The 16189-nt window shown below is 69.9% G+C and carries 16 protein-coding genes; 10 read left to right on the forward strand and 6 right to left on the reverse strand.

The genetic code is table 11. The features are described 5' to 3' along the window. Window positions 1-143: 143 nt before the first annotated feature. Window positions 144-1505, reverse strand: coding sequence for a carotenoid oxygenase family protein (locus ACFV2J_RS15895; RefSeq protein ID WP_385087485.1), 1362 nt, complete (start codon window positions 1503-1505; stop codon window positions 144-146). A gap of 93 nt (window positions 1506-1598) precedes the next feature. Here ACFV2J_RS15895 and ACFV2J_RS15900 point away from each other — a divergent pair, with 93 nt between their 5' ends. Continuing rightward, window positions 1599-2174 carry a helix-turn-helix transcriptional regulator gene (locus tag ACFV2J_RS15900; protein WP_385087486.1) on the forward strand — a complete coding sequence of 192 codons (576 nt, stop codon included), beginning with the start codon at window positions 1599-1601 and terminating at the stop codon, window positions 2172-2174. Window positions 2175-2358: 184 nt separating this feature from the next. On the opposite strand, the gene ACFV2J_RS15905 is transcribed toward ACFV2J_RS15900, so the two are convergent. Continuing rightward, window positions 2359-3288 carry a helix-turn-helix transcriptional regulator gene (locus ACFV2J_RS15905; RefSeq protein ID WP_385087488.1) on the reverse strand — a complete coding sequence of 310 codons (930 nt, stop codon included), beginning with the start codon at window positions 3286-3288 and terminating at the stop codon, window positions 2359-2361. 245 nt (window positions 3289-3533) lie between these two features. Between ACFV2J_RS15905 and ACFV2J_RS15910 the strand changes: the two genes are divergently transcribed. The 4 genes from ACFV2J_RS15910 (at window position 3534) to ACFV2J_RS15925 (ending at window position 6801) form a co-directional block, all read left to right on the forward strand. Further along, window positions 3534-4232 carry a type 1 glutamine amidotransferase domain-containing protein gene (locus tag ACFV2J_RS15910; protein ID WP_385439159.1) on the forward strand — a complete coding sequence of 233 codons (699 nt, stop codon included), beginning with the start codon at window positions 3534-3536 and terminating at the stop codon, window positions 4230-4232. A gap of 182 nt (window positions 4233-4414) precedes the next feature. Further along, the gene (locus ACFV2J_RS15915) at window positions 4415-5464 is read left to right on the forward strand and encodes an NAD(P)-dependent alcohol dehydrogenase (RefSeq protein ID WP_385090456.1); all 1050 of its coding nucleotides are present in this window, start codon (window positions 4415-4417) and stop codon (window positions 5462-5464) included. A 256-nt stretch (window positions 5465-5720) separates the two neighbouring features. Further along, complete coding sequence (locus tag ACFV2J_RS15920) at window positions 5721-6086, forward strand: hypothetical protein (protein ID WP_385090459.1); 366 nt, start codon at window positions 5721-5723, stop codon at window positions 6084-6086. Between the two features lie 376 nt (window positions 6087-6462). Next, window positions 6463-6801 (forward strand): putative quinol monooxygenase, encoded by a 339-nt coding sequence (locus ACFV2J_RS15925; protein WP_385090462.1) that lies wholly within the window; start codon window positions 6463-6465, stop codon window positions 6799-6801. Window positions 6802-7201: 400 nt separating this feature from the next. On the opposite strand, the gene ACFV2J_RS15930 is transcribed toward ACFV2J_RS15925, so the two are convergent. The 3 genes from ACFV2J_RS15930 to ACFV2J_RS15940 form a co-directional block, all read right to left on the reverse strand. Continuing rightward, a complete protein-coding gene (locus ACFV2J_RS15930) occupies window positions 7202-8299 on the reverse strand; it encodes an NADH:flavin oxidoreductase/NADH oxidase (RefSeq protein ID WP_385090465.1) in 1098 nt (365 codons plus the stop codon). 262 nt (window positions 8300-8561) lie between these two features. After that, entirely contained in the window at window positions 8562-8858 is a 297-nt protein-coding gene (locus ACFV2J_RS15935) for a hypothetical protein (protein WP_385090467.1), read from the reverse strand. Window positions 8859-9248: 390 nt separating this feature from the next. Beyond that, on the reverse strand, window positions 9249-10322 hold the full coding sequence (locus tag ACFV2J_RS15940; protein ID WP_385439164.1) for an NAD(P)-dependent alcohol dehydrogenase: 1074 nt from the start codon (window positions 10320-10322) through the stop codon (window positions 9249-9251). Between the two features lie 677 nt (window positions 10323-10999). Here ACFV2J_RS15940 and ACFV2J_RS15945 point away from each other — a divergent pair. Both ACFV2J_RS15945 and ACFV2J_RS15950 read left to right on the forward strand, forming a co-directional pair. Beyond that, a complete protein-coding gene (locus ACFV2J_RS15945) occupies window positions 11000-11527 on the forward strand; it encodes a YbhB/YbcL family Raf kinase inhibitor-like protein (protein WP_385090472.1) in 528 nt (175 codons plus the stop codon). 289 nt (window positions 11528-11816) lie between these two features. Then, window positions 11817-12251: a VOC family protein gene (locus ACFV2J_RS15950; RefSeq protein ID WP_385090475.1), complete on the forward strand. Its 435-nt coding sequence runs from the start codon at window positions 11817-11819 to the stop codon at window positions 12249-12251. A 143-nt stretch (window positions 12252-12394) separates the two neighbouring features. Here the strand turns inward: ACFV2J_RS15950 and ACFV2J_RS15955 are convergent, their stop codons facing one another. Beyond that, on the reverse strand, window positions 12395-13156 hold the full coding sequence (locus tag ACFV2J_RS15955; RefSeq protein ID WP_385090478.1) for an SDR family NAD(P)-dependent oxidoreductase: 762 nt from the start codon (window positions 13154-13156) through the stop codon (window positions 12395-12397). Window positions 13157-13371: 215 nt separating this feature from the next. On the opposite strand from ACFV2J_RS15955, the gene ACFV2J_RS15960 reads away from it, so the two are divergent. From ACFV2J_RS15960 to ACFV2J_RS15970, 3 genes are all read left to right on the forward strand, one after another. After that, window positions 13372-13947 carry a TetR/AcrR family transcriptional regulator gene (locus ACFV2J_RS15960; protein ID WP_385090481.1) on the forward strand — a complete coding sequence of 192 codons (576 nt, stop codon included), beginning with the start codon at window positions 13372-13374 and terminating at the stop codon, window positions 13945-13947. Between the two features lie 207 nt (window positions 13948-14154). Beyond that, a complete protein-coding gene (locus ACFV2J_RS15965) occupies window positions 14155-15063 on the forward strand; it encodes an aminoglycoside phosphotransferase family protein (protein ID WP_385090487.1) in 909 nt (302 codons plus the stop codon). A gap of 191 nt (window positions 15064-15254) precedes the next feature. Continuing rightward, window positions 15255-16100 carry an alpha/beta hydrolase gene (locus ACFV2J_RS15970; protein ID WP_385090484.1) on the forward strand — a complete coding sequence of 282 codons (846 nt, stop codon included), beginning with the start codon at window positions 15255-15257 and terminating at the stop codon, window positions 16098-16100. Window positions 16101-16189: the final 89 nt, after the last annotated feature.

Raw genomic sequence — 16189 nt, forward strand, 5'->3', positions numbered from 1 at the left:
TGTTTTTTTTTTTTTTGTGTGTGTTGGTTTTTTGTTTTGTTTTTTATCACCGGGGGGGGGGTGGTGTTGGGTGGTCTCGTGGGGCTGCCCCCCCCCCCCCCCCCCCCCCCCGGACCGCTGTCCGAGCCGCCCCCGGGCTTCGGTCAGGCGAGGTCGTCGTCGTCGATCCAGTTGCCGTGGAAGCCGAACGGCACACGGCTGGGCAGGTGCACCCTGGCGACCGGAGCGGCGTCGAGGTCGGCGGCGTCGAGGACGACCAGTTCGGCACGGCCGACGTTGGCGTCGTGGACGACCGAGAGGATCCAGCCGTCGTCCTCGCCCGCGGCGTCCGGGCGCGGTACGAACGCCGGCTCCATCGTGACCCGGCCGGGACCGTAGTCGTGCACGCTGGTGTTTCCGGTGCGGGTGTCGACCTTGACCAGCGGGCCGGTGCCGAAGCCGTCGGTGGGGTCGCGCTCGACGTCATCGGTGATCATCAGGCCGTGGGTGCTGAACCCGGCGCACCATCCATAGCGGTGCGCGCGACCGGTCAGCGCCGGGTCGATGCGCGGGAACTCGACGCGGTACTCGCTGATCACCTCCTCACCGACGGTTCCCAGGGCCGAGTTGACGGTCCAGCGCACCAGCGTCGGCTCGGAGTCGCTGGGCCCCCAGACGTCGCGGACGAACATGCGGTCGTACCGGATGACGTCCATCGTCAGCGAGCCGTCGGCGTTGTCGAAGGCGTTGAGGACGTGGAAGACGAAGCAGCGGGGCGCCTCGATCCACCGCACTTGTCCGGCCGTCCCGCCGATCGGCAGAATCCCGATCCGCGCCGCGTGGCGGTCGTCCCAGGTGAGCGGCAGCCGGGTCATGGGCCCGCCGGCCTGCGCAAGACGCTTGGCGGCGGCCAGGGTGACCGGGAGGTCGAGCACGACGACGCGGGTTTCCGTGAGCGCCATGTCGTGGACCATCGGGCCGTCGTCGACGTCGATGTCACTGCTGTGCCTGGCCGTGCCGTCGGCTCCGAGCACCACGTAACGAAGGGTGCTGTGACGCGGGTTGTAGGTGATGGCATGCATGTCACCGGTGGCCGGGTCCACCTTCGGATGGGCCGTGAAGCCGCGGCTGAGCGCGCCGTCGCAGTCCCAGACCGCCATACGGGCGAGGTCGGGGCTGATCTCCACCGGCGGCCTGCCGGCCTCGATGAGCGTGAGGATGCGGCCCGCGTGGCTGAGGACGTTGGTGTTCGGTGCGCCCTGCTCGCTCTCGATGAAGCGGCTGCGGTACCACTCGGCCCTGCCTTCACGTAGCCGGATGCCGTGCACCATTCCGGCCCCGTTGAACCAATGGTGGGTGGCCGGGTCGACGTCGCCGCGCGGGTTCGGTCCGATCCGCAGGTAGCGGCCGTTCAGCTCGCGCGGCAGTTCACCGGTGACGGGCAGCGAGGAGGTGCTCATCTCCTCGGCGAGAGGGGCGTAGTTGCCCGCGACGAGGTACCGGTTGGTGAAAGTTTCACTGGTCACGTTGATTCCCTTCGACCGTGCACCGCTACGGTACGGTCAGGACGTTCCAGCCTGGAATATCGAGACTCAGAACATCTGAACCAGGAGACAGCGATGCCGACCGCACTTCCGATGAGCGCGTACGTCGTGCTCGGCCTGCTGGATCGGCACGACGGCGCGACTCCCTACCAGCTCGACCAGCGCATTCGCGAGAGCATCGGGTACTTCTGGTCCTTCCCCCGCTCGCAGCTCTACGAGGAGGCCGGGCGACTGGTCCGGCGTGGCCTGGTCGTGGAACACCAGGAGCAAGGCGGCCGCCGTCGCCGTACGTTGTCACTCACCGACGAAGGACGGCGCGAGCTGCGCCAGTGGCTCACCACCCCTGCGCAGGCGGTGACCGAGATCCACGACGAGGGTTTGCTGCGCCTGTATTTCCAGTCTCCGGACCTCGCGGACACCGACGGCGACAGCGACGCCGACAGCACGGTGAGCCGGCTCGCCGCGGAGCAGATCCGAGCCCACGAGGCCCGGCTGGCGGAATACGAGCGGCTGGTGGCCTCCGGGCGGCTCGGGGCCGGGTCGCCCCAGCGTGCCACGCTGGAGGTGGGACTGCGGTTCGAGCAGATGATCATCGGCTTCTGGCGGGAGATGGCCTCGGCCTCGACGCATCCGTCAGCACCGGAACGATGACGCGAGGGCGCGGCCCCCGGGTTCCGTCGTCCACCGGCTCTTGCCAGGCTTCTCCCCATACGGCCGGGACGCCCTGCACACGGCGCTCGGCCGAATCCCCCGAATCCCCCGGCTCACCCTGTTGGCCCGGCTCGTTCGGATCGCCCGGCTCGTTCGCTGATCGCGAGCCGGGCCCGTTCTCCGGCTACTTGGAAAGCCCTTGGTCGAGCCGCCCCGTGTGTGGGCTCTGGGCAGTGGTACCGCTGCGGCTGCGGGCATTCCGTGGCACTGCCGGTTCCCGGGCGCTCCAGCTGGCGAGCAGTTTCCACGCGTCCTGTGAGGCCTGGTCCTGGGCCGGGAGGTACAGGAACAGGGTCTGATCGTTCTCTCCCGGCATCGTGAAGGCCTGGTAGTCGACGGTCAGGTCGCCGACGACGGGATGACGGTGGCGCTTGTGACCGTGGGTGCGGTCGAAGACCTTGTGGTCGGCCCACCAGCGGCGGAAGTGCTGGCTCTTCATCGCCAGCTCGCCCACCAGCTCCGCGGTCCGGGTGTCCTCGGGATGGCGGCCGGCGTCCAGCCGCAGGATGGCGGTCATCTCGGCGGCGACCTGCTCCCAGTCCGGGTACAGGGAGTGGGCGGCCTCGTCGAGCAGGATCCAGCGGGTGAGGTTGCGCTCCCGGGCGGGCAGCGCGTCGAAGTCGGTGATCAGCGCGCGGGCCAGGTGATTGCTGGCCAGGACGTCGGTGCGGCGGCCCAGGACGAAGCCTGCCTGGTCGGTGAAGGAGTCCAGGAACCGGCGCACCGTGGGCCGGACGCGCTGCACGGTGGGCGCGGAGCGGCGGCCCGTGCCGGGCTTGGGCCCGACGAGGTCGAACAGGTGGGTGCGTTCGGCCGCGTCCAGCCGCAGCGCGGCGGCCACCGCGTCCAGCACTCCGGTGGAGGGGCTGATCTGGCGTCCCTGTTCCAGACGCGTGTAGTAGTCGGTGCTCACTCCGGCGAGCTGGGCGACCTCCTCGCGGCGCAGGCCCGGCACCCGCCGATAGGCCCCGCGCTCCGGAAGCCCGGCCGACTCGGGGGCGATGCGGGCGCGCGAACGGCGCAGGAATTCGCTGAGCTCGACGTTTCTGGCCATGCCTCCATTTTCTCTCGCGATGCCGCGCGGTCGACCGGGAAGGGTAGGTCGCCGAGTCCTACGCAACGGATTCCCTGGCAGGTCAGGGCGGGGAAGCGACCTCCGCGGGGCGGACACCGCGTGGTGTTCTGGATTGCGGAGGCCCACCGGACACGGGCCAGGTCTCGTGACCGGCCCGGTTCCCGGTCTCCTCCTTGTACCGATCCACAGGTGGCATCCCACCGAGAGAGAAAGCGAGGGCCGACATGGCCAGGATTCTGATGGTGCTGTCAGGCGTCGACCACTGGACACTGACCGACGCGGGCAAGCACCCCAGCGGTTACTGGGCCGAGGAGTTCGTGGTCCCGCACCGCATCCTGACCGGGGCCGGGTTCACCGTCGACATCGCCGCCCCCGTGGGCGGCAAGCCGGTCGCCGACCCTGTGAGTCTCCGGCCGGAAGTCGCCGGCCCCGAGGCCGAGGCCTTCGCCGCCTACATCGACGCGGCGGCCGAAGCGCTCACCCACCCCACGGCGCTGTCCGACGTCGACACGGCCGACTACGACGCGATCTTCCTGCCCGGCGGGCACGGCCCGATGGAGGACCTGGCCCACGACCCCGACCTCGGCCGCATCCTGGTCGAGGCCGACGCCGCCGGCAAGATCATCGCGCCGGTGTGCCACGGCCCGGCCGCGCTGCTGTCGGCGAACCTGCCGGGCGGCCGCTGGCTCTTCGCCGGACGCACCCTGACCGTGTTCACCAACGAGGAGGAGCGGCTCAACGGCACCGCCGACCGGGCCCCCTGGCTGGTCGAGACCGTGCTCGCGGCGCGCGGAGCGGTCGTCCGGTCCGCGAACGCCTGGGAAGCGAACATCGTCGTCGACGGCAACCTCTACTCCGGCCAGAACCCCGCCTCCAGCAAGCCGCTGGCCGAAAGCCTCGTCGCAGCGCTCACCGAGCGCTGACCCCGGCGGACCGCCGATCCGGCGTGCCCGGCGTTCTCGGGGCGCCGGACCCGTCGCAAGCAGGGGCGTTCTCGGAGCGCCGGAACCGTCGCAAGCTGGGGCGCCGACAGGGCCCCTCGGCAGATCATCCCTGCCGCTCGACCACCGACCGTTCGGACCTCACCAGCCAGGAAAGTCCTGATATGACCACCACCACAACCGCCTTCGCCGCGCGCACCCCGACGTCTCCGCTGGAGCGCACCTCCATCGAGCGCCGCGCCGTCGGTGAGTTCGACGTGCTGATCGACATTAAGTACGCCGGCATCTGCCACTCCGACATACACCAGGCCCGTGCGGGCTGGGGCGAGGCGATCTTCCCGATGGTCCCCGGTCACGAGATCGCGGGTGTCGTCACCGAAGTCGGCCCGGGCGTCACCAGGTTCCGGGCCGGCGACCGGGTGGGCGTCGGCTGCATGGTCGACTCCTGCCGCACCTGTGCCCACTGCGAGGCGGGCCAGGAGCAGTACTGCACGGGGGACGGCGGAAAGACCGAGACGTACAACGACACCGGCAAGGACGGCCGGCCCACCTACGGGGGCTACTCCCAGGTGATCGTCGTCGACGAGAACTACGTGGTGCGCATCCCCGACGGCCTCTCCCTGGACGTCGCCGCGCCCCTTCTCTGCGCCGGCATCACCACCTACTCCCCGCTTCGTCACTGGGGCGCCGGGCCCGGCCGGAAGGTGGCGGTCCTCGGCATGGGCGGCCTCGGCCACATGGCTGTCAAGATCGCCCACGCTCTGGGAGCCGAGGTCACGGTCCTCTCGCAGTCCCTGCGCAAGAAGGACGACGGGCTGAGGATGGGCGCCGACCACTACCGCGCCACAAGTGACCCGAAGACCTTCGAAGAGCTGGCGGGCACCTTCGATCTCATCCTCTCCACCGTCGCGGTCCCGCTCGACTACAGCGCCTACATGGGGCTGCTGAAGACCGACGGCGCCCTGGTGAACGTCGGCCTTCCCGAGGAACCGATCTCCCTCGACCTCTTCGACGTCGTCACCGGCCGCAAGAGCATCGCCGGATCCAACATCGGCGGCATCGCGGAGACCCAGGAAATGCTGGACTTCTGCGCCGGGCACGGCCTCGGAGCGGAGATCGAACTGATCCGCGCCGACCAGATCGACGAAGCGTACGAGCGCGTCCTCCAGAGCGACGTCCGCTATCGCTTCGTGATCGACACGGCCACGATCTGACCGCCCGGGCCCACGTGTCGGCGCTGTCGACGGTGACTGAGGGGGCGCCGTCGGCAGCGTGCCACGCCGCGGACGGCGCCGCACGAGCGCGGTCCGGCAAGGGGCCCGCGCGGCAATGACGGGGTACCGGCGCCGCCACGCCAGCCGTCGAAGGGGCGAGTCGACGGCGAGGCACGCACCGCAGCGGCTCACCACCGAGGGCAGGCCCACGACAGCCGCCACCCACAGCGGTCACGTGATCGAGGAGAGCACACCCATGCACACCACCCGACGGCAGCCCTCGAACGGCGTCCCCACCCACCGGCAGCACGCGGACGGCGTCCCCACCCCCCGGGACAGATGGCTCGTGGGTCTGCGCCTCCAGACTCCGCAGACCGCGCACACCCCGCAGACCGCTGCGACCTGGCACTACTACGTCATCGACGAGACCACGGAGCCGGTCGACGCGGTAGCCACCGCGATCCGGCGGGCCACGACACCGCACTCGCCCACCCCGGACAGAGCCGTGCGGATCGCCGACCTCGAAATCCGGCGCCTGCGCCGCGGTCTCCTGGGCGAGATGTCTCTCGACCCGGGCACTCGCCTGGATGTCGATCACCTACCCCCTGTAGGGGACCTGTAGGGCATCCCTGGCGCCGGATCCACGAGGGCGCTCCCGGCAGCGCGCCCGTGAAGGGAACCCCGGGAGGGAACGCGGGAAGGGAACCTGGGGGAAGGCGGGGAAGGGCAACCCGGGGAGATCGCGTCGCGTTCGGCGGCCTACGGCTCCCGGCACCGGACCGGCTCGCGACCGGGCAAGCTCGCGACCGAGCCGTGTCCACCCGTGCCTTTGCCTCTCGTGTCGAACGGCCACGGGACCACGCGAGTCGGCGAGGATTCGAGGGGTGGTGGCAGGTCGGTGACGCCGCCGCGCGCCAGTGACGCGTGGCCGCCCCCGAAGCGATGTGGCCACCGCAAGCCACGACCATCGACCCCGTGACCACGAGGAGTGCGAACCCGTGAGCGACGCCCCCGCGAACATCTGGCCGCTGGACGACGCACGACCAGGCGAAGTCGTCGTGATCGCACGCTGGAGCCCAGGGCCCGGCGAGAACGGGACGATCGCAGCCCTGCTCCCCGGGCTGGTCCGGGAATCCCGCGCCGAGCCCGGCTGCCTCGGCTACCAGATCTACCGCCCCGACGGCGCCGCCGACAGCGACCTGGTACTCGTCGAGCGCTATGCCGACCAGGCGGCGCTGGACGCGCACCGCGACAGCGCCCACTTCCGGACTCTCGTCCTGGAGCGCATCGTTCCCCTGCTCGCGGACCGCCATGCGGTCGTCACAACCGTGCGGTGACGCTCACGGCACGGTGACGGCGCCCAGGCCCGCCAGCGGCGCTGACGCTTCCCTGCACGGTGCGTGTCGGCTCGACTTCGCACCTCCCCTTGGCGGCATCCGAGCCGCTTCGCGCCGACTACGGGACCGAACCGTCTCCGAGGCCCAGAGACCGAAGTCGGCCTTCCGGACTGCCGTAGCACCGTGCGACTCCACTCCCCGGGACGGAAGAACCGCCCGAACTGCCTCGGTCAAGTCCGGCGCGGGTCGACGGCCCGTTTCCCCACGTGCCGCTACGCGTGCGGCAGGCCCCCGTCGCCGTCGACGGGGGCCTGCCGGGTGGAGCGTCGGCCCGGCTATGTCAGGGAGCCGGCTGCCCGATGGCCAGCCTCGTCACGCTCCCGCATGCCTGGCGCCGGCTTCAGCCGCGGTGGTACTGGACGGGGGTGGAGACCTGGCCGCCCAGTGCCGTGGCCGCATGACGGGCCCAGTACGGGTCCCGCAGCAGTTCGCGGCCGAGGAGAACGGCGTCGGCCCTGCCCGAGGCGAGGATGGCCTGAGCCTGGGCGGGCTCGGTGATCATGCCGACCGCGGCCACGGGCAGATCGGCCCCCTCCCGGACGCGCTGGGCGTAGGGCACCTGGTAGTCGGGTCCCACGGGGATCTTCGCGTCCGGCACGTTGCCGCCGGTGGACACGTCCAGGAGGTCGACGCCGCGGGCGCGAAGTTCCTTGGCGAGCCTCACGGTCTCCTCCGCGGTCCACCCGTCGCGGGCGTCGTCGTTCTCCCGCAGCCAGTCCGTGGCCGAGACGCGGAAGAAGAGCGGCAGGTCAGCGGGCCACACGGCGCGGACGGCGTCGACGACCTCCAGGGCGAAGCGGGTACGGCCGGCGAAGTCGCCACCGTAGGCGTCGGTGCGGTGGTTGCTGTGCGGGGAGAGGAACTGATGGATCAGGTAGCCGTGCGCCCCGTGGATCTCGGCGACCTCGAACCCGGCGTCGAGGGCCCGGCGGGCAGCGTCGGCGAACTCCGCCACGATCCCCCCGATCTCCTCGGGCGAAAGCTCCTCGGGGGCGGTCGACGCGGGCCCGAAGGGGACGGCACTCGGGCCGACCGGGGTCCAGCCGTGCTGGGCGTCGGGGGCGATCGGAGCGCCGCGGTCGACCCAGGTCCGCTCGGTGGAGGCCTTGCGGCCCGCGTGCGCGAGTTGGATGCCGGGCACGGTGCCCTGGGACTTCAGGAAGGCGGTGATCCGCCGGAAGGCCTCCACCTGGGTGTCGTTCCAGATGCCCAGGTCGTACGGGCTGATCCGGCCCTCGGGACTGACGGCGGTGGCCTCGGTGATGATCAGCCCGGTGCCGCCGGTGGCCCGCGCCGCCAGGTGCGCGAAGTGCCAGTCGTTCGGAACGCCCGCCTGATCGCCGTCCGGCGCGGCGCTGTACTGGCACATCGCCGCCATCCAGATCCGGTTCGGAATGGTCAGCGACCGAAGGGTGATGGGCTCGAAGAGCGTGCTCACGAAGATGTCTCCTAGATGCGTGAACAGGTGCGGGCGAAAGGCACGAAGGCAGGAAACCTCCGGTTCATCCTGGTGGTGAATATATTTGCAAACGCCGTATAGCAGCGTGCGCATTCCCTGGCACGGGAAGATGTCGACGCTCACACGAGGACCAGCGCGGAGAGCGCCGCGCTGAGAGCGCCGCGCGCAGCGCGAGCAGGCCGGTGTCGACGTTCCCGGTCGTCGCGTGGACGGTCACCGGACAGGGCAGGCTTCGCCGGAGTCACGCCGGGATGAAGCTTGGCCACCAGGGTGGAACGTTCGCCGGGCACGACGGGGCGGGGTAGGAATCCGGCATGCCGAGCCAGGTGACGAGGACCCAGGCGAACCACAGGTTGAGGACGAGCCCTGCGGCCAGGGCTGTCCCGCGATGACGTTTCGCGAGGGTGCGGTGCAGGAGCACCCACGGAACCGCAGCGGCGACCCATATGGGAGGCACGAGAAACAGCAACGTCAAGCTGTTGGCCGCTGCGTCGACGCCGATGTCGCAGGCAGCCCATGCCCTTCCGATGGCAGCCATGGTTCCCACCGCGGTCAGCCCACCGAAGAGCACCCCGAAGCCGGCTCCGCTGAACCAGCGGGTCTCAGGACCCGACGGCTCCGCTCCCAAGATCTCCCCCGCCTCGCCGAAGATGCGCGGAGAGTACCAAGCTTCTGACGGAGCCCGCTGGGGCCCTGGCCTGCTCTGACACCGGTCAGTCGTGGCTGCGGGCGAGCGGGACGAAGGCGTCGTGGAGTTCGGTGCGGCGCTCCCAGCGGACGGCCAGGCGCTTGAAGTGCTGGAGTGGGCGAAAGACTGCTCGACGACGTAGCGGAGCTTGCCCAGCCGGCGGTGGGCGGCCCTCGACCCCTACCGTTCCGGCCGATGCCGTGTCCCGCCCCGGTCCGGCCGGGCTCGGCCCGGCCATGCTCAGTCGAAGACGATGACCTGGCGGCCGACGACCTCACCCCGGCCCAGGGCCTCCAGATTTTCGTTGATGTCCTCGAGCCCGACTTTGGTCACGTTGTGCTTGACCAGGCCGGCTTCGGCGAGGGAGAGCACCTCGACGAGGTCCAAGTGGTTGCCCCAGAAGGAACCGAGGTACGACAACTCCATCCCCACAAAGGGGAACTGATTGTGATGGACCTGCTGACCCATCAGGCCGACGGCCGCCAGTGCGCCCTCGGGACCCAAGAGGTCGAACCCCATCGAGATGGACGCCTCGCTGCCGACACAGTCCAGGATGGCGTTAAGGGTCCTGCGGCCGGTCAGCCCTTCCAGCTCGTCCTGGATGGCCTCGGTGGACTTGTCGCGCACGTTGATCCCGTAGTCCGCGCCGTTCTCCTTCGCCACGTCCAGTTTGCTGTCGGTGCGGGCCAGGGCCACCACGGTCGCTCCGCTGCCGAGCAGCTTGGCGTACTGCACGGCGTAGCTCCCCAGACCACCGATGCCCGTGACCGCGACGGTCCGGCCGGGTCCGAGCTTGCCCGCATCCCGGAGCTTCCTCATCCCGCGGTACGGGGTCATGCCCGCGTCGGTCATCGGGGCGAGGAGTTCGGGCGTCTTCGCGGCCTCCTCCGAGACCGGAATGGCATGGCGGTACTCCACGGTCATGTACTCGGCGAAGCCTCCGGGAGGGCCGAAGCCGACCCACCTGCCGTTGCCGCTGCACAGGTGCTCGTTGCCTTCGCGGCACTGGCGGCATGTGCCGTCCCCCCAGCTGGGGTTGACCACGACCATGTCGCCTTCCGTGTAGCCGGCCGTCTTCGGTACGGCGCTGCCCAGTCCGGCCACTCGGCCGGTGACCTCGTGGCCGGGGATGTAGGGGAGGTCCACGGGGAACGGGCCTTTGAAGTAGCCGTCGAGCAGTTGGTAGTCGCTTCGGCACATACCGGTCGCGGCGACCTTGAGGAGGATCTCGTCCGGGGCGGGTTCGGGCACGGGAACCTCTTCGATGCGGAGGGGTTCGTTGTATGCGTGCATCCGGGCTGCTCGCATCTGCATGGGGGTGCCTCGCTTTCGCTGACAAGCAGCGGCACGGGCCGGTGCAGCGTGACGGGATTCGGATGCCGTCGCCGGCCACCGCGGCCGCCGCTCCGCTTCGGATATCACCAGGGTCCTGCCTCCGCCGGTGCCACGCATCCGGGAGCCCACGGGGACGATGGCCACGACGTAGCCAGGGGCACGACGCAGGAACCGCAAGCTGAAGCGGCCGGAAGAGCCAGGGTGGTCGCCTGGCCACGAACCGATGGAATCTCCTTGCCACGTCGAGATCTCCTGTTACGGGGAGCTGGTTCCCAGTCCGTTCCAGGTCAACGGCCGGGCAGGGGTGGGCACGGACTGTGTGCTGTACTCGGTCGCGCGGTGGCCCGGTTCCCCGTCGCGGCCTACCGTTGTTACTGGGGAGTGCCACGCCGGATACGTGGTTTCATGGCGCCACAAGCGCTGCGGAGGCGGGCCGGTGCGGCCCTGTTCATCCTCCGCCGCCTTGGGCCGGGGTGCCGGATCCTCGTCCGCTGCGGGGGCGAGCGCCGGTCGGCCCTGAGAGCGATTTGCACGATCGGACCCGAATTTGCCGTAGCGGGTGGCCCACTCGGTGCAGCGGGACGGGGAGCCCCTGCGTCGCGCCCGGGGACCGGGACAGGAACGCCGATCAGTGGCCGCGGATGCGAGGGAATGCCATGATCAAACCGTATGGTCCGTACGATTTCATGCCGCCGATCAGGACCTTCTCGCTGACCTCACAGTCCGTGGCCGACGGCGAGCCCCTGGCCCGCGAGCAGGTCAGCGGCATCCTGGGAGCGGGCGGACTGGACATCTCACCGCAGCTGAGCTGGTCCGGCTTCCCGGAGGAGACGCGCAGCTTCACCGTCGCGATGTTCGACCCCGACGTGCCCACGGCCTCGGGCTTCTGGCACTGGGCCGCGGCCAATCTCCCGGCAACCGTGACCGACCTTCCGGCCGGAGCCGGAGACGGGAGCGATCTGCCCGGCGGCGCGGTGACGCTGGCCAACGACGCCGGCTACAGAAGGTATCTGGGTCCAGCGACACCGCCGGGCAACGGCCCGGACCGCTACTTCCTCGTCGTCCACGCCGTCGACGTGGACGAACTGGACGTGTCCGAGGCCACGACCCCCGCCCTCATGGAGTTCCTCCTGTTCACCCACGCCCTCGCTCGGGCCACCTTGCACGGCACCTACGAGCGGTGAGCGACCGGGCGGACACACGACGCGACGTGACCGGACGACCCCGTAGACCGGAAGCCGGCGTCGGTTTCGCCGAAAAGGCCAAGCGGCTGCTGGAGGACGAGTTGAAGGAGCCGTCCACCGAGTACTCACGGGGTCCGGTCTCGGGAGCCCTGCACGCTCTCGGACCGCGACCTTCGCACGGGGCAGAACCCCGCCTCCTCAGGGCCTCTCGTCAACGTGCCGCTCGCCGCCCTCCCCTGACCGAAGTCAGGATCAGGGGAGTTCAACCACGCTCCATCGGAGGTAAGCCATGACCCAGGTCGTCGCCGGCCCCAGGATCACCGGAGTCCACCATCTCTCCTTCACCGTCTCCAATCTGGAAGACAGCCTGGACTGGTACCAGCGCCTGTTCAACGCCGAACGCGTGGACTACAAGTTCGACCACCTCTACCGCGAAGAGACGGGCTACGGGGTCCTGTTGATCACCCCCGACTCCGGTGTCGTGATCGGACTGCACAAGAACACGGGCAACCAGCACGAGGGATTCCTCGAATCCCGGACCGGCCTGGACCACATCTCCTTCCAGGTCGGCTCGCGCGCCGACCTGGAGTCCTGGATGGCCTGGCTCGACGAGCTGGGGATCGCGCACACGCCCGTCAGGGACGAGACCGAGCCCTTCGCCTACTCCACCGTCGTGTTCCGTGACCCCGACAACGTTCAACTCGAGTTCCTCGCGCTGGGCTGACAAAGGCAACCGGAGCACTCCGCCAGTCACGGAACACAGCCAGGGACGGCGAGTTGGACGCGTGGGCTCGACCGTACCGCCCTGCTGGATGACCGGCCGGCCGTGGTGGTGTGGGCCGACCGCCCGCAGCCCAGGGGCGACGGCTACACCTGGGCCATGCCTCCGTCCACGAACAGTTCGGCGCCGGTGATGAAGCTGGAGGCGTCGCTGGACAGGAACACGGCGGCCTTGCCGATCTCCCGCACGTCCGCGATCCGCCCGGTCGGGTTGTCCTGGCCCATCGACTTGACCCCGGCGTCCACCTTGTCGGGGCCCTGCGCCATCGCCAGGGCGCGCCGCAGGGATCGGGTGTCCACCGCGCCGGGGCTGAGGACGTTCATCCGGATGCCTGTCCCCTTGATGTCCTGGATCCAGGCGCGGACGAAGCCGCGGACGGCGGCCTTGGAACCGCCGTACAGGCCCATGCCCTGCGGGACATGAAGGGAGCCCGTCGACCCGATGATGACGATCGTGCCGCCGCTCGGGAGGAGCGGGACGGCGGGCTGCACGGTGAACAGGACGCCCTTGGCGTTGACGTCGAAGGTCCGGTCGAACTGCTCCTCGGTGATCGATCCGAGAGGGGCGTGCGCTCCGAGGCCGGCGTTGGCGACGACGGCGTCGAGGCGTCCGTACCGGTCGATGACGTGCGCGTACATCGCCTCCATGTCGGCGAGCTTGGTGACGTCCGCGACGAATCCCGAGGCGTTCGGCCCGACAGCGGCCACCGCCTGGTCCAGCGCCGCCCGCTGGAGGTCGGTGATGACTACTTTGGCGCCGTGGTCCGCGAACTCCTGGGCGATGCCCAGGCCGACGCCGGACGCGCCGCCGGTGACGACGGCGATCTTTCCTTCGAGCGCGAGGCTCATTCGTTCTCCCGAAGCATTCAGGTGCGGCATGGACCGGCCCGGCGCGCGGGCGGGTGCCTGGACAAGGGGGCCCGCCTCGGTTCGAGGGCAGGCGAAGAGCCGTGGGTACGGCGTGCCCCGTACAGTGGAACCGGAGGCGCCGCCACTTTTGCGAGCGTAAGCGGAGACGCCCCCACTTAGCAACTGTGCCCGTCGTGGGCGTGAGGAGAGCTCAGATGGCCAGGGACACCGGGCGACCACTGAGGGCTGACGCCCAGCGGAACCGAGAGAAGATCCTGTCCGCGGCGGTGCGGGTGTTCGCGGAGCAGGGCCTGAACGCGCACCTCGAACGCATCGCCAAGGAGGCGGAGGTCGGCTCCGGCACCCTCTACCGCAACTTCCCGACCCGGGAGGTGCTGATCGAGGCGGCCTACCGCAGCGAACTGGCGCGGCTGTGCGACGCCGGCCCTGAACTCCTGGCGACACTGCCCCCGCACGAAGCGCTGCGCGCCTGGATGGGCCGCTTCATCGACTACGCGACGGCCAAGTTCGGCATGGCCGAAGCCCTCCGCAGCGTCACGGAAACGGGTGTCAACCCCTACGCCCAGAGCCACGACATGATCCTGGAAGCCCTGACCGCGCTCCTCGACGCCGCCACCGCCGCCGGCACCGTCCGGTCCGACATCGGCCCGGCCGACATGTTCGCCGCCCTCACCGGCATCGCCCTCACCTCGGCGAAGCCCGAACAACGCGAGCAGGCCGAACGGCTCCTCGACCTCACCATGGACGGACTGAGCACCGACCGGCACTGATGCCCACGGACGTGCCACGCAGTCCGTAGCCGTCCAAGTCGCCTTCCTGTGGCGGAAGATGTGCGCCGAAGACCGGTCCGCCCACGCTGCCGACGTCAGCCGTCGTGACCAGGACCGGGGCGCATGGGGAACGTGGTGCCTGCCGCAAAAACGGTTGACGCCCGTCGGCGCGCGCCGGTCGGATGAAGCGCCATGAACACAGCGCACATGCATCCCGGTACGCATCCCATCGACGACGACCTCGTGCGACGCCTGATCGCCGGGCAGTTCCCGCGGTGGGCGGAACTGCCGGTGGAGCGGTTTCCGTCCGGCGGCACCGTCAACGCCATGTACAGGCTGGGCGACGACATGGCCGTACGGCTCCCTCTGGTGAAGGGCGGGGCCAACGACGTGGCACTGGAACGGACTTGGCTGCCCCGGCTCGCGCCTCACCTTCCCATGCCCGTCCCCGAGGTCCTCGGGGACGGGCAGCCCGCCGAGGGGTATCCGTGGCCGTGGTCGGTGTACCGGTGGCTCACGGGGGAGAATCCCGAGGCGGGGGTACTGAGTCAACCCACCCTGCTGGCCGAGGATTTGGCCGGGTTTGTGCTGGCGATGCGGAGCATCACCCTGCCGGGTGCGCCACGGGCCCATCGCGGCGGTCCGGTCACCTCCCTCGACGCGGAGACCCGGGCAGCGATCGAGGAGCTGCGTGCGATCCCGCAGGAGGACGTCGACTGCGACGCCGCCGCCGCTGTCTGGGAGGAGACGCTGCGGGCTCCGGGCTGGGACGGGCCGCCGGTGTGGCTGCATGCGGACCTGATGCCGGGCAACCTGCTGGTGGACGGCGGCAGGCTGACCGCGGTGATCGACTTCGGGTGCCTGGGTGTGGGCGATCCGGCGTGCGATCTGTTCCCGGCGTGGAATCTGCTGCCGGCCGGTGCGCGGGAGGTCTTTCGCGGCCTACTGGGCGTGGACGACGCGACCTGGATCCGCGGGCGCGGACGGACGCTCTCGCAGGCGCTGATCGCACTGCCGTACTACCGGAGGACGAATCCGGCGATGGCACACAACGCTCGTCACGTGATCCGGACGGTGCTCGGCGAAGGCCGAACGATGAGCAGGGTCCGAACGTGACCGACGCGTCTATTTTCCGGGAGTGCGGCACGGGCGTTGTGGCCCCAGGTGCTGATGCGGTGGCATGACGCTACCGTCGTGTGGAGAGCCAGGGGCGTGTCGTCGGCCGGCAGCGCGTTTCGATTTCGACGCGCTTGCCCGCCGTTCCTGTTCATGGATGCGCTCCCTCCGGTGAAACGAGGAGGATTCCGATGGCGTCCGTTACACGACCGCGGTATCTCCCGATGACTCTGGCGGCGGCCACGATCGCCGTCACCGGCATGGTCGCCGCGGTCCCGCCAGGCGACGCCGCGAAGGCTGGAACAGCCGACGGACAAGCGAAGCCCACCGTCGTCCTCGTCCATGGGGCGTGGGCGGACACGTCGAGCTGGAACGGCGAGGTCAGTCTCCTGCGCAAGGCGGGTTACACGGTGCGTGCCATCGGCAACCCGCTGCAGAACCTGACCACCGACGCGCAGACGGTGAAGGACTTCCTCAAGAGCATCAAGGGCCCGATCGTCCTGGCGGGACACTCCTACGGCGGTTCGGTCATCACGAACGCCGCGCAAGGGGTCAGCAACGTCAAGGCCCTCGTCTACGTCGACGCGGCAGCGCCGGCGGTCGGGGAGACCACCGGGCAGCTCAGCGGTCCGACGTCCGTGCTGACGAAGAGGCCGCCGTCCGATCTGTACGACGCCGTGCCGTACGCGAACGCGCCCTCCAAGGCGTCGGCGTTGTACCTCAAGGAGAACGTCTTCGTCACGAAGTTCGCGAGCAGCGTGCCGCATGAACAGGCCGTGAACCTCTGGGCCACCCAGCGCGCCGCCACCACCGTGGCCTTCCAGACCCCGTCCAAGTACGCGGCGTGGAAGACGATCCCCTCATGGTACTTCATCAGCAGCGGGGACCAGATCATCACGCCGGACTCGGAGAAGAAGATGGCGCGCCGCGCCAACTCGAAGGTCACGATCTACAAGGGTGGTTCGCATCTGACCCTGGTGTCGGACCCCGCCGCGGTCACGAAGGTGATCAAGTCGGCGATCTCGTCCGTGAAGTGAGGTAGCGCGAGAAGCGGGCCGAGGGGGGGGGGGCGCGGGGGGGGGGGGCAGGGGACCCCCGACCACAGAGCGGGGGGGCGCGCCCCGAC

It is taken from the genome of Streptomyces sp. NPDC059668 (assembly GCF_042734135.1).
Lineage (GTDB): Bacteria > Actinomycetota > Actinomycetes > Streptomycetales > Streptomycetaceae > Streptomyces.